This is a genomic window from Streptomyces sp. NPDC048604, from assembly GCF_043199435.1.
Taxonomy (GTDB): Bacteria; Actinomycetota; Actinomycetes; order Streptomycetales; family Streptomycetaceae; genus Streptomyces.
The window spans coordinates 84,936-96,960 of the sequence record NZ_JBICVX010000019.1 but is presented as its reverse complement, the minus strand read 5'-3'; the positions used below and the strand labels follow the sequence as shown (position 1 = coordinate 96,960).

General features: G+C 72.4%; 13 protein-coding genes. All 13 read right to left on the bottom strand.

The annotated features are described in order from the left end of the window. Positions 1-3 precede the first annotated feature (3 nt). The 13 genes from hypE to ACGFMM_RS31030 all read right to left on the bottom strand — a co-directional run bounded on the left by hypE (position 4) and on the right by ACGFMM_RS31030 (position 11,970). Positions 4-1,044, bottom strand: coding sequence for a hydrogenase expression/formation protein HypE (gene hypE, locus ACGFMM_RS31090; protein ID WP_393649860.1), 1,041 nt, complete (start codon positions 1,042-1,044; stop codon positions 4-6). 37 nt (positions 1,045-1,081) lie between these two features. Next, on the bottom strand, positions 1,082-2,236 hold the full coding sequence (gene hypD, locus ACGFMM_RS31085; protein ID WP_393649812.1) for a hydrogenase formation protein HypD: 1,155 nt from the start codon (positions 2,234-2,236) through the stop codon (positions 1,082-1,084). Beyond that, the gene (locus ACGFMM_RS31080) at positions 2,233-2,553 is read right to left on the bottom strand and encodes a HypC/HybG/HupF family hydrogenase formation chaperone (RefSeq protein WP_393649811.1); all 321 of its coding nucleotides are present in this window, start codon (positions 2,551-2,553) and stop codon (positions 2,233-2,235) included. Before ACGFMM_RS31080 ends, hypD begins: the two co-directional genes overlap by 4 nt. Before the next feature lie 10 nt (positions 2,554-2,563). Continuing rightward, the gene (hypF, locus tag ACGFMM_RS31075; RefSeq protein ID WP_393649810.1) at positions 2,564-5,023 is read right to left on the bottom strand and encodes a carbamoyltransferase HypF; all 2,460 of its coding nucleotides are present in this window, start codon (positions 5,021-5,023) and stop codon (positions 2,564-2,566) included. Continuing rightward, entirely contained in the window at positions 5,020-5,715 is a 696-nt protein-coding gene (gene hypB / locus ACGFMM_RS31070; protein ID WP_393649809.1) for a hydrogenase nickel incorporation protein HypB, read from the bottom strand. Before hypB ends, hypF begins: the two co-directional genes overlap by 4 nt. 2 nt (positions 5,716-5,717) lie before the next feature. Then, a complete protein-coding gene (locus ACGFMM_RS31065) occupies positions 5,718-6,113 on the bottom strand; it encodes a hydrogenase maturation nickel metallochaperone HypA (protein WP_393649808.1) in 396 nt (131 codons plus the stop codon). A gap of 163 nt (positions 6,114-6,276) precedes the next feature. After that, the gene (locus ACGFMM_RS31060) at positions 6,277-6,417 is read right to left on the bottom strand and encodes a DUF6893 family small protein (RefSeq protein ID WP_393649807.1); all 141 of its coding nucleotides are present in this window, start codon (positions 6,415-6,417) and stop codon (positions 6,277-6,279) included. After that, on the bottom strand, positions 6,414-6,935 hold the full coding sequence (locus tag ACGFMM_RS31055) for a hydrogenase maturation protease (protein WP_393649806.1): 522 nt from the start codon (positions 6,933-6,935) through the stop codon (positions 6,414-6,416). Before ACGFMM_RS31055 ends, ACGFMM_RS31060 begins: the two co-directional genes overlap by 4 nt. Further along, on the bottom strand, positions 6,932-8,329 hold the full coding sequence (locus ACGFMM_RS31050) for a hypothetical protein (RefSeq protein WP_393649805.1): 1,398 nt from the start codon (positions 8,327-8,329) through the stop codon (positions 6,932-6,934). Before ACGFMM_RS31050 ends, ACGFMM_RS31055 begins: the two co-directional genes overlap by 4 nt. Beyond that, on the bottom strand, positions 8,326-8,964 hold the full coding sequence (locus ACGFMM_RS31045) for a DUF6084 family protein (RefSeq protein ID WP_393649804.1): 639 nt from the start codon (positions 8,962-8,964) through the stop codon (positions 8,326-8,328). The genes ACGFMM_RS31050 and ACGFMM_RS31045 overlap by 4 nt, the downstream gene beginning before the upstream one ends. Further along, a complete protein-coding gene (locus ACGFMM_RS31040; protein WP_393649803.1) occupies positions 8,961-9,620 on the bottom strand; it encodes a DUF5947 family protein in 660 nt (219 codons plus the stop codon). Before ACGFMM_RS31040 ends, ACGFMM_RS31045 begins: the two co-directional genes overlap by 4 nt. Further along, positions 9,617-10,189 carry a hypothetical protein gene (locus tag ACGFMM_RS31035; protein ID WP_393649802.1) on the bottom strand — a complete coding sequence of 191 codons (573 nt, stop codon included), beginning with the start codon at positions 10,187-10,189 and terminating at the stop codon, positions 9,617-9,619. The genes ACGFMM_RS31040 and ACGFMM_RS31035 overlap by 4 nt, the downstream gene beginning before the upstream one ends. Next, positions 10,186-11,970, bottom strand: coding sequence for a nickel-dependent hydrogenase large subunit (locus tag ACGFMM_RS31030; RefSeq protein ID WP_393649801.1), 1,785 nt, complete (start codon positions 11,968-11,970; stop codon positions 10,186-10,188). The genes ACGFMM_RS31035 and ACGFMM_RS31030 overlap by 4 nt, the downstream gene beginning before the upstream one ends. Positions 11,971-12,025: the final 55 nt, after the last annotated feature.

Genomic DNA, 12,025 nt, shown 5'->3' with positions numbered 1-12,025 from the left:
CGCTCAGCAGATGCGTGGCAGCTGCTCCCCGAGCGGCATGTCCACCACGCGCGTACCACCGAGACCGGTACGGGCGACCACCATCCCCGGATGCGCCTCGACGGCCTCCCCGATCACGGCCGCTTCCGCGCCCAGCGGATGCGCGCGCATCGCGGCGAGCACGGCGTCGGCCCGCTCACGCGGGACGAAGGCCACCAGTTTCCCCTCGTTCGCCACGTACATCGGGTCGAGGCCGAGCACGGCGCAGGCGTTGGCCACGGGGGCGGGGACGGGCACGGCCCGCTCCTGGACGACGATGCCGGCGCCCGACGCGGCCGCGATCTCGTTGAGCGAGGCCGCGAGGCCCCCGCGCGTGGGGTCACGCAGCACGTGCAGGTCCGGGGTGACCGCGAGCATCGCCTCGACCAGGCCGCCGAGCGGCGCGCAGTCGCTCTCGATCTCGACCCCGAACTCCAGCCCCTCGCGCACGCTCATGATCGCCACGCCGTGGACGCCGACGGGGCCGCTGACGATCACCACGTCGCCGGGTACGACGCGCTGGGGCCGCAGGTCGACGCCGGGCGGGATCAGACCGATGCCGGAGGTGTTGATGTAGACGCCGTCGCCGTGGCCGGCCTCCACCACCTTCGTGTCGCCGGTGGCCACCTGGACGCCTGCCGCGCGGGCCGCCGCGCCGAGCGCGTTCGCCACACGGGTCACTACGCCGGTCTCCACCCCCTCCTCCAGGATGAAGCCGCAGGAGAGATACGCGGCGCGGGCCCCGCTCATGGCGAGGTCGTTCACCGTGCCGTTGACGGCCAGGTCGCCGATGCTGCCCCCGGGGAAGAACAGGGGGCGCACGACGAAGGAGTCGGTGGAGAAGGCCAGCCGGGCGCCGCCGAGTTCGACGGTCGCGGCGTCGGTGGTGACCGAGAGCGCGGGGCCACCGAAGGCGGGCGCGAAGATGTGCTCGACCAGTTCGGCGGAGAGGGCGCCGCCTCCGCCGTGGCCCATCACCACTCGCGGCTGGTCGCGCAGCGGGGCGGGGCACGTCCAGGAGAGCATGTCGGGCGCCGGTGCCTCGGGGGTCTCGCGGGTGAGCTCAGACAACGGAACTGCCCTCCAGGGCCGGGGAGTCGACCGCCGGGGCCTTCGGCGACGGGGTGCCGAGGTCGAGCCGTCGGTAGAGGTAGTACGCGGCGCAGGCGCCCTCGCTGGAGACCATCGTGGCGCCCAGCGGGGTGCGGGGCGTGCAGGTCGTGCCGAAGGCCTCGCACTGGTGCGGCTTCAGCAGCCCTTGCAGCACCTCGCCGCTGCGGCACTCGGCCGGTTCGCGGGTGTCGATGCCCTCGACCGAGAACCGGTACTCGGCGTCGTGTTCGCGGTACCGCTCCGAGAGCCGCCAGCCGCTGTCCGGAATGACGCCGATCCCACGCCACGCACGGTCCGTGACCTCGAAGACGTCGTCCAGCATCGCCCGGGCGGCGGGGTTGCCCTCGGGCAGCACTGCACGCGGATAGGCGTTGTCGACGGTGTGCTCCCCGCGCTCCAGTTGGAGCACGGTCCGCCGTACGCCTTCGAGGATGTCCAGCGGTTCGAACCCGGTGACGACGATCGGGACCCGGTGGCGTTCGGCGAGCTCGGGATACTCCGCGATACCCATGACGCTGCACACGTGCCCCGCGGCCAGGAAGCCCTGGACGCGGCAGTCCGGGGAGCGCATGATCGCCTCGATCGCCGGGGGCACCCGGACGTGGGAGACGAGCAGGCTGAAGTTGCGGATGCCGAGCTTGCGCGCCTGGTGGACCGTCATCGCGTTGGGCGGCGCGGTGGTCTCGAAGCCGATGCCGAAGAAGACCACTTCGCGGTCCGGGTTCTGCTCGGCGATCCGCAGTGCGTCGAGCGGCGAGTAGACGACCCTGACGTCACCGCCCTGCCCGCGGACCTGGAACAGGTCGCGGCCCGTACCGGGAACCCGGAGCATGTCCCCGAACGAGCAGAAGATCACGCCGGGGCGGGAGGCGATCTCCAGCGCCTTGTCGATCACCTCCAGCGGCGTGACGCACACGGGACAGCCCGGTCCGTGGATCAACTCGACCTCGGGTGGGAGCAGTTGGTCGATGCCGTGCCGGATGATGGTGTGGGTCTGGCCGCCGCAGACCTCCATCAGCGCCCAGGGCCGGGTCACCGTCGCCCGGATCTCGTCGAGCAGCCGCCGGGCCAGCTCGGGGTCCTGGAACTCGTCGATGTACTTCACGGCCGCACCTCTCCGGCCACGCCCTCATGCGCCGGCCGCTCGTTTCCCGTCGCTTCGGCGGCCGACTCCCACGGGTCGCCGAACTCCTCCTGGAGCATGCCGAGGGTCTCGAACAGCTCCAGCGTCTTCATGGCCGACTCCTCGTCCAGACGCTGCAGGGCGAACCCGACATGGACGATGGCGTACTCACCGGGCTTCAGGTCCGGCAGGTACTCCAGGCACACCTCCTTGACCACGCCGCCGAAGTCGACCGTGGCCATCCGGGTGCCGTCCCGGTCCTCGACGTCCAGCACTTTTCCGGGTACCGCCAGGCACATGCGTGTCTCCTCACTGTCGCTCTCGTCGTGGCGTGCCGGGGGCCGCCCCGTCCGTGACCCGGGCGGCCACGACGAGCTGGCCGAGAGCCAGACCGCCGTCGTTCGGCGGGATCAGGCGATGGCGCAGCACGGTGAAGCCGTCCTCCCGTAGTCCTTCGGCGCAGGCCGAGGAGAGCACCGTGTTGGCGAAGACTCCCCCGGTCAGCGCCACGGTCTCCACGCCGGTCTCGCCGCGGGCGGCGACGCAGACCGTACGGACCAGCCGTGCCACGGCGCGGTGGAAGCGCGCCGCGACGACGGTCGCGGGCGTCCCGTCGAGCACATCGGCGGACACCGCCGCCAGCAGGGGCGCGGGGTCGGCGGTGAGCGCGGCTCCGGCCTGGGGCGGGCCGAGCCGGAAGGCGTAGCGTCCGTCCTCGGCGACGGCGGGGGCGCGCAGGGCCGCGGCCTCCAGCTCGATCGCGGCCTGCGCCTCGTATCCCGCGTGGTGGCAGATCCCCGCGAGGGAGGAGACGGCGTCGAACAGGCGCCCCATGCTGGACGTGGGCACACAGTTCAGCTTGCGGGCCAACTGTCTTTCCAGGACGGGGAGTTCTGTGGGCAGGCAGGCGCGCGAGCAGGGGAGTGCGGGGTCGAACGGGAAGCCCGCGGCCCGCAGATGGGCCAGAGCCATGCGGTAGGGCCGCCGGACGGCCGCGTCGCCGCCCGGCAGGGGTACGTAGGCCAGGTGCGCGAACCGCTCGAACCCGGCGTAGTCCACGAGCAGGAACTCACCGCCCCACACGGCGCCGTCGAGACCGTAGCCGGTGCCGTCGAAGGCGACGCCGATCACGGGATCCGTGCCGTCGAGGCCGTTCTCGGCCATCGCCGCCGCGACGTGCGCGTGGTGGTGCTGCACGGGGACGACGGGCCGCCCGGCGGAGCGGTCCCGGGCCCAGCGGGTGGACCGGTAGGCGGGGTGGCGGTCCGCGGCAAGCAGACCGGGTCGTACGCCCGTGACGGACTCGAGCTGCCGCTCGGCGGAGGTGAGGGCGAGCTGGGTGGCGACGTCGTCCATGTCGCCGATGTGGGCGGACAGCCACGCCTGGCGTCCGGCGCCGAGGCAGAAGGTGTTCTTCAGGTCCCCTCCGACGGCGAGGGCGGGGGCGACCTCGACGGGCAGCGTGACCGGCAGCGGTGCATAGCCCCGGGAGCGGCGCAGCGTGAGCTGCTCGCCGTCGCAGACGCGGACAACGGAGTCGTCGCAGGGCACATGGATCGGCCGGTCGTGCAGCAGCCAGGCGTCCGCCAGTCCGGCGAGCCTGGTCAGTGCCTCCGCGTCGTCCGTGACGATGGGTTCGCCCGAGAGGTTGCCGCTGGTCATCACCAGCAGCCGGGGTCCTTCCCGGTCCGTCGCGCCGAGGCCGAGGAGGAGATGGTGCACGGGGGTGTACGGGAGCATGAACCCGAGGTCGGGGCTCCCGGGGGCCACCTCCCGCGCCGGGGCGGCTCCCTGGCGCGGCCGGCCGTCGTCGCGGCGGCGCAGCAGGACGACGGGCCGGACGGCGCCGGTGAGGAGTTCGCGTTCGAGCGGGCCGATGTGCGCGAGGGGCTCGATGTCCGCGAGGTCCGCGGCCATCATCGCGAACGGTTTGTCACCGCGCGCCTTGCGGCGGCGCAGTTCGGCGACCGCGTCGGGGTCGGTCGCGTCGCAGGCCAGGTGATAGCCGCCCAGGCCCTTGACGGCGAGGATCGCACCGGCGGCGAGCATCCGACGTGCGGCGGCGATCGGGTCGTCGCCGGGGTCGGAGGCGAGGGCGGAAGCGACGTATCCGGCGTCCGAATCGGCACGGGAGGGGGCCCGGCCGTCCGGTGCGGTGACCAGGCGCAGCCGGGGGCCGCAGCGGGGGCAGGCGACCGGCTGTGCGTGGAAACGCCGGTCGGCGGGATCCGCGTACTCGCGTGCGCAGTCCGGGCACATCGGGAAGCCGGCCATGGTGGTGTGGCCCCGGTCGTACGGCAGACCCGTGACGATCGTGAAGCGCGGGCCGCAGTGGGTGCACGTGATGAAGGGGTGCAGATACCGCCGGTCGGCCGGGTCCGCGAGCTCCGCGAGGCAGTCGTCGCAGGTCGCGGTGTCCGGCGGGACGAGGGTGCGGACGGCGCCGCCCTGACGGGAGGGCACGATCGTGAATCCGCTGCCGCCGCTCGCGGTCACCTCGGCCGCCTCGACGGACTCCACGCGGGCCAGAGGCGGGGCGTCGGGCGCGAGGCGGGCGCAGAAGGCGGCGACGTCCTCGGGGTTTCCCTCGACCTCCGCGACGACGCCGTCAGCCGTGTTGGTCACGTGGCCGGACAGGCGCAGCCCGGTGGCGAGCGCGTAGACGAAGGGCCGGAAGCCCACACCCTGCACGACGCCGCGGACGACCACACGGCTGCGCCGCGGAGCCGTGGCGGGTGCGGGTGCAGGTCCGGGTCGCGCCGTGGTCACGCGCCGGCCCGGGCCATCACCGGGGTGTGGACACGGTTCCCCTCGGCCGCCGCGAGGGCCCGGTCGAGGAGTGCTCCGGCGCCCCGGCCGTCGCGCACCGAGCTGAGGACGACCTCGACTCCGGGGTTGACCTGCTCCACGTGGGCGCGGAAGGCGGTCTCGTCGAACTCCGCCGCCTCGGCCATGTCGGTCTTGGTGACGATCACCAGCTGGGCGAGGCCGAACGCGGTGGGGTACTTGAGCGGCTTGTCCTCCCCCTCGGTGACCGAGGCGAGGACGACGCGGAGCGTCTCGCCCAGGTCGTAGCCGGCGGGGCAGACGAGGTTGCCGACGTTCTCGACGAACAGCAGCCGGGTGGACTCGGGCAGCCAGTCGTGCAGGTGCCGGGCGACCATGTCGGCCTCCAGATGGCAGAGGCCGTCGGTCAGCACCTGCTTGACGGGGGCGCCCGAACGGGCCAGGCGGCGGGCGTCGTTCTCGGTCGCCAGGTCGGCGGTGAGCGCGGCGGCGGCGACGTTCCGTTCGCCGGCGAGCCGCAGTTCACGCTCCAGCAGGGCGGTCTTGCCGCTTCCCGGGCTGGAGAGCAGGTTGACCACCGTGGTGCCGCGGGCGGTCAGTTCGGTGCGCAGGATCTGTGCCGCGGCCTCGTTCTTGGCGAGGACGGCGCGCTGGAGATCGACTGCTCGGCACATGCTCAGCTCTCCTCGGTGATCGGTTGGCGATGTTCTTCGCGCGCCGCCTCTGGATCGGCCCAGCGGACCTCCCGGATCCGGAGTTCGCGGCCGGAGACGAGTTCGTCGGCTGCGGACCCGCAGCGGGGGCAGAGGAGTCGCGGCGGCATGCCGACCGCCCAGACCTCGGCGCACGGTTCGCAGCGCGCGGTGCCCGGGACGGTACGGGTGATCAGCTCGGCGCCCTCGACGACGGTTCCGGCGCAGGCGAGTTCGAAACTGAAGGCGAGGGCGTCGGCGACGACGCCGGCCAGCTCGCCCACGTCCAGCTCGATGCTGCGGACGCCGAGGGCCCCTCGGGACCTCGCTGCGGTCTCGACCTGGTCGACGACGGCGACCGCGAGGGACATCTCGTGCATCGGTCTCCGTCCTGGGCGCGGGGGTGGGTCTCGGGCGCCATTAGAGGACGGGCGGCTACGGGGTCCCGCCCGGCGCGCCGGGACCGCACGGCGGTGTCGTCCGTTCGGTGCAGCCGCGCCCCCGCCGGGCCGAGGCTCGTCGCGCCGTGGACACCATGGGGCGTCACATCCTGGTGATGCGCAGGTAGCGCCGAAGGTCGGGGAGGACTCCCACGACAACGGCCACGACGGCCAGGGCTGTGGTGACTGCGGCGGCGGTGCCGACGACGTTCTTGGACATGGTGCTCTCCGTTTCGGTGTTCATACGACGGCTTCCTGGCGGACCAGTTCGGTCACCATGCGCACCGCCTCGGGCACGGCGGCGGCGACCTGCGGGCTGAGCCCGATGCCCTCGTCGAGGCAGGCCGGTTCGCAGCCGACGACGAGGATCCGCCGTGGCGGCGCGGCGCCGGTTCCCGCGCACAGGGTGTCGAGCAGGGCGAGGACGGCGTCGGGGGTCATCCGGTGGCCGTCGAGCGGCGCGGGCTCCGTACCGGGGGCGCGGTCGCCGGGCTCGGAGGCGTCGATCAGATGGAGCGTTCCCGGTTCTCCGCCGCGAGAGGTGACGTCGACGAGGACGAGGGTGTCCCAGCCGTCGAGGAGTTCGTAGGCGAGGTGGACGCCCCGGACCCCGACGTCGACGAGCTCGACGGAGGCGGGGAGTTCCTCCCGGGTGAGCCGCCGCAGGGTCTCCACGCCGAAGCCGTCGTCCGAGAGGAAGATGTTGCCCACCCCGGCCACAAGGGTGCGGCGCGCCCGGGGTTCGGGCGCGAGGCCGTTCACAAGTCCTCCAGGGCTTCGACCTCGTCGGGCTGGAAGTAGAGGAACCGGCCCTGTTCGCGGCGGATGTCGGCACCGGGGTCGTCCTCCACGGTCACCGCGATGTGGACCCCGCCGTCGACGTCGTGGAGAACCGCCTCGACCAGCGCGCTGCGCCCGTCGAGGAAGAGGTCCTGGGCGTCCGTGCGGCGCAGCCGTGGGCGCAGGACGACCCTGCTGCCCGCGCGGACTTCGCGTCCGTCGACGAGGACGTGGTCGCTGCCCGGATCGACGCCGGTGTCGCCGCCGGGGTCCCACCAGGGCGTATCCGGTTCGAGGATGTCGCCGGCCGGCTTCGGGGGCCCGGTGACGCTCTGGAGGCTCCGTACCGCTCCGTGCAGACGCTCGAGGACCTCGGGCGGCATGGTGTCCGCCAGTTCGATCACCGCCGCCGCGCGGGCGTCGGTCCCCCTGGCCTCGCGTTTCTCCTCGTCGGTGAGGGCCGCCGTGCGCAGGGCGAGGATCTCGTCGATCTCGGTCGCGTCGTAGAGGGCCCCGGGGCTCTCGGGCGCGATGGCCGGGTGGTCCTCGAGGATGATCGGCGAGGAGAGCATCAGGTCGTCACGGCCGGGTTCGCCGGCCAGGACGGGCCAGGTGTGCAGGTTGCGGCAGGCGGCGACGGCGCCCCTGGCCCATTCCGGCGGATCGGTCATCGACAGGAACGAGCCTCCGTCGATGCGGAGCAGGGTGTGGGTGGCGACGAGGGAGTACGGCAGCGCCGCGTGGCGGTCGGTGTCCCGCTCGGCTGTCCAGGCGCTGGTGTTCTCCACGGTGACCGAGAGGCGCTCGACACGGTACGGGCCGTCGAGTTCGGCTGCCGAGACCCGCAGGGCGCCGCTGATCTCCTCGCGCCGGCGTACGAGTCGACCGAGGACGCGTCCTTCCGCATCGGCGACCTCCTCGACCTCTTCGGCGGCGGGCCGGGTGAAGGGCAGGGCGATGCCGTCGCCGCGCAGGTCGCCGACGGGGACGACGAGGGTGACGCGTTCCTCGACGCCCTCGTCCCAGGCCACCAGGACCCGATCGGCCAGGCGGAGTTCGCCGGTCGGCGCGAAGGTCCCGTCCTCGCGGAGCTCTTCGACCGTACGCCGCTGGGCGCGCAGGAAGCGGACCTCCACGGCGAGTTCGGCGCCGGTCCTGGGCTCCATGAGGCACTCGGTGAGCTGGAAATCGTGCTCCTCGGCGGCGGCGCTCCAGGACGGCGGCACCAGGACCCCGAACTGCCAGCGGAGCCGGTTCTTCGCGGCGGACGCCCGGTACGGGTAGAGGACGTACCCCTCGAAGAGGACGGCGTCGGCGACGTGCCGGGCGACGGCGAACCGCGCCTCGGTGCCGGGGGTGAAGTCGACGGTGGTCATCGTGTCCTCTCCCCCGCCGCTTCGAGCAGGGACTCGACGGTGGCCTCCCACGACGGGAGGGCCCGGCGCGAGCGGTAGGCGAGCAGCGCGTCCATCGCGTCGCCGGGGAGCCGGATCCATCCGCAGCCGGGGAAGTGCTGGTCGATCATCTCCCGCCACACCTTCACGGGCATGCGGTGGGAGACCTCCTTGTCCCAGGGAACGGGCTCGACGTGGAAGCCTCCGGCGCCGGTGAAGGCGGTGCCGGAGAAGAGCAGGAGCAGCGGGACGTCGCCGTCGGAGAGCGCCCGGAAGTAGCGGGACGCGGCGATGTCGGTGTCGTACGTGCACGGCACGACGAGGTCGGTCTCGATCTCGCCGGTGAAGCCGGGCACCATGACGGAGGCGTGGGCGAACTGGACCGGGTTGAGACTGCTGCCCCAGCGGGAGCGTTCGCCGAACAGGTCGCCCAGGGCCGCGGCCTCGTGGTCGTCGTAGCCGCGCCGGGCGGGCTCGATCCGGATCTGGCAGCGCAGGGCCATGGCGTGGACCCGGGTGCCGCCGGTGGCGGAGATCCGCAGCCGGAACACGAGCGTGGGTCCGGCCGCGTAGGCGTCGGCGCGGACGTCGGTGCAGCTGAAGGAGAACTCGGTCACGGCCGGCTCCCCTGCGGCTCGCGGGCCAGGCCGCGGACGTGGGTGAAGAGGGCGTCGAGGTCGGCCCGCGCCTCCGCGCCTCCGTCGAAGCCCTGCCAGTGCAGTCGCATGCGGCCCACCAGTTCGTAGCAGAGGTCGATCGGTACGAGAAAGCACTCGGTGCGGCCCTCGTGGCGGCGCAGCAGCAGGGCTTCGACGTCGGGTTCGAGGTGGGCGGCGAGCCGAGTGGCGTCGAGGACGGACTGCCAGGCCTCTTCGTCCGGTTCGCTCTCGGTGGCGCCGGCGGGGCTCGGGTAGAGCACCACCGGCCGGTCGAGTGCGGAGTTGCGGAAGAAGAAGGCCACCGAGACCGGGATCCGCAGCGACTCCCACGCCCGGTCGTCGATCCGGTGGTCCGGGTCGCTCAGGAAGCGGCCGGGGACCGCCCGGAACCGCCCCGGGGAGGCCGCTGAGCGGTCCATGAGCTGCGCGCACGGGCCGCAGGCGCAGACCAGCGCCCGCTTGTCCGTGTCGACGAGATGCGGGTGGCGCTCCTCGGCCGCCAGCGGGACGCCGCACAGTTCGCAGCGCTCCTCGCGGGGCGGACGGGGGGTGGTGAACCGGCGCAGGCCCGTGGGCCCCGGGGGCCGCGCGGCGCTGTTCGGCGGCCCGTTCACCGGGCGGCCGATGAGCGGCCGTCCGCGCCCGCGAGCGCCGGTCGGGTACCGATCTGGAGCAGCGCCGGTTCGCGCGCGGCGCCGCTCTCCAGCTCCACGCCCGTGACCTCGGGGGCGAAGCAGGCGAGGGCGTCCACGGCCGCCTGCCGGACGGAGTCCTGGGTGCCGGAACAGCCGCAGCCGGCCGAGGCGGTGGCCCGGAGCCGCAGCACGCCCGTCTCCGGGTCGAATCCGGCGTTCTCCACGGGCTGCGGCAGGGCCGACAGGGCGCGGTCGATACGGGTCGGCGCGTCCTCGGGGTGCAGTCCGTGCAGGTTGAGGAGGCTCGCGACGAGCTCGTCCGCGAGCAGCGGGCCCAGGGGGTCGGCGGGCGAACTGGCGGCGGGCGGACGGGCGGCGGGACGCCCGAGGAGGTCGACGACGCGGGCGATGCCGCTGCCGTAGAACTCCATGAGGACGCGTACGACTTCCTCCGCCGCCGCGCAGGCCTCGGCGTCGCCGTTCTCCGCCAGCCGGTCCAGGACCTCCTCGACGCGGCGGCCCGCCTCCTCGGCGGTGGGCGCGCTCATCCGGCCAGACCGCTCAGGCCGGTGGGCACGTGCATCTGCTTCACGGTCCGGCCGTTGCCCGTGTACATGTGGACGCCGCACGGCAGGCAGGGGTCGAAGCTGCGCACGGCGCGCATGATGTCGATGCCCTTGAAGTTCTCGGGAGGGTTCTCCTCGAAGATCGGGGTGTTCTGCACCGCGTCCTCGTACGGACCGGGGGTCCCGAACGTGTCCCGTGTGGAGGCGTTCCACGGCGTCGGCGGATAGGGGTGGTAGTTGGCGATCTTGCCGTCCCTGATCACCATGTGGTGCGAGAGGACGCCCCGTACGGCCTCGGTGAAGCCGACGCCGATGGACTCGTCCGGCACCTCGAACTTCTCCCACGTCTGCGTGCGTCCGGCGCGGACCTCCTCCAGGCCCTTTTCGGCGCAGTGCAGGGCGACGGCGGCCGCGTAAGCCTGGAAGTAGGTCCGGGCGCGGTTGCGCTCCAGGGCGTTGCTCCACTTCGGGATCTTCCACTCGAAGGTGGTCTCCGGCTTGGTCATCGTGCGGGGCAGGTTGATGACGACGCTGTGCCCGGTGGCCTTGACGTATCCGATGTCGACGAGGCCGGAGAGCGCGGTGGACCAGAGGCGCGCGATGGGGCCGCCGCCGGTGTCCAGGGCGAGGTGGTCCTTGCCGTCGAACCAGCGTGGGGACATGACCCAGCTGTACTTGTCGTCGAAGTTCCGCTTCTGCGGGGCCGGGATGGTGTGCTGGTTCCACGGGTGGCGCGGGTCGACCGGGTTGCCCAGCGGGTCGTGGGTGACGAACTGCTCCTGCCCCTCCCAGTCCTCGTAGTACGAGCTGCCGAGGAGGATGCGGATGCCGAGGTTGATCTCGGTGAGGTCGTTGGTCACCAGCTTGCCGTCGACGACGACGCCCGGGGTGACGAACATCTTCCGTCCCCAGTCGGTCATGTTGGCGTAGGTGAAGTCGCAGTGCTCGGGGTCGTTGAGCGCGCCCCAGCAGCCGAGCAGCACGCGGCGGCGGCCGACCTCCTCGTAGCCGGGCAGCGCCTCGTAGAAGAAGTCGAAGAGGTCGTCGTGCAGCGGCACGACCCGCTTCATGAACTCCACGTAGCGCATGAGGCGGCTCATGTAGTCGGTGAACAGCTGCACGGAAGCGACCGTCCCGACTCCGCCGGGGTAGAGCGTGGAGGGGTGCACGTGGCGCCCCTCCATCAGACAGAACATCTCGCGGGTGTAGCGGCTGACCTGCAGCGCCTCGCGGTAGAACTCGCCCTCGAGGGGGTTCAGGGAGCGCATGATGTCGGCGATGGTGCGGTAGCCGTGCTCGGCGGCGTGCGGCGCCTCGGTGCGCTCGGCGAGCTCCAGGACCCCGGGGTTGGTCTCGCGGACCATCTTCTCGCAGTAGTCGACCCCGACCAGGTTCTCCTGGAAGATGTTGTGGTCGAACATGTACTCCGCGGACTCGCCGAGGTTGATGACCCACTCACCGAGGTGCGGCGGCTTCACGCCGTACGCCATGTTCTGCGCGTACACGGAGCAGGTCGCGTGGTTGTCACCGCAGATGCCGCAGATGCGGCTGGTGATGAAGTGCGCGTCGCGGGGGTCCTTGCCCCGCATGAAGACGCTGTAGCCGCGGAAGACGGAGGACGTGCTGTAGCACTCCGCGACGCGCTTCTGCTTGAAATCGATCTTCGTGTGGATGCCGAGACTGCCCACGATCCGGGTGATGGGGTCCCAGGCCATCTCCACCAGTCCGGAGCCGTCACCCGTCGTCTTCGCCGGAGATGCCATGGTCGTTGCGGTGCCCTTCGTGAGCTCTTCGACTACGCGAACAGTGGGGGTTGGA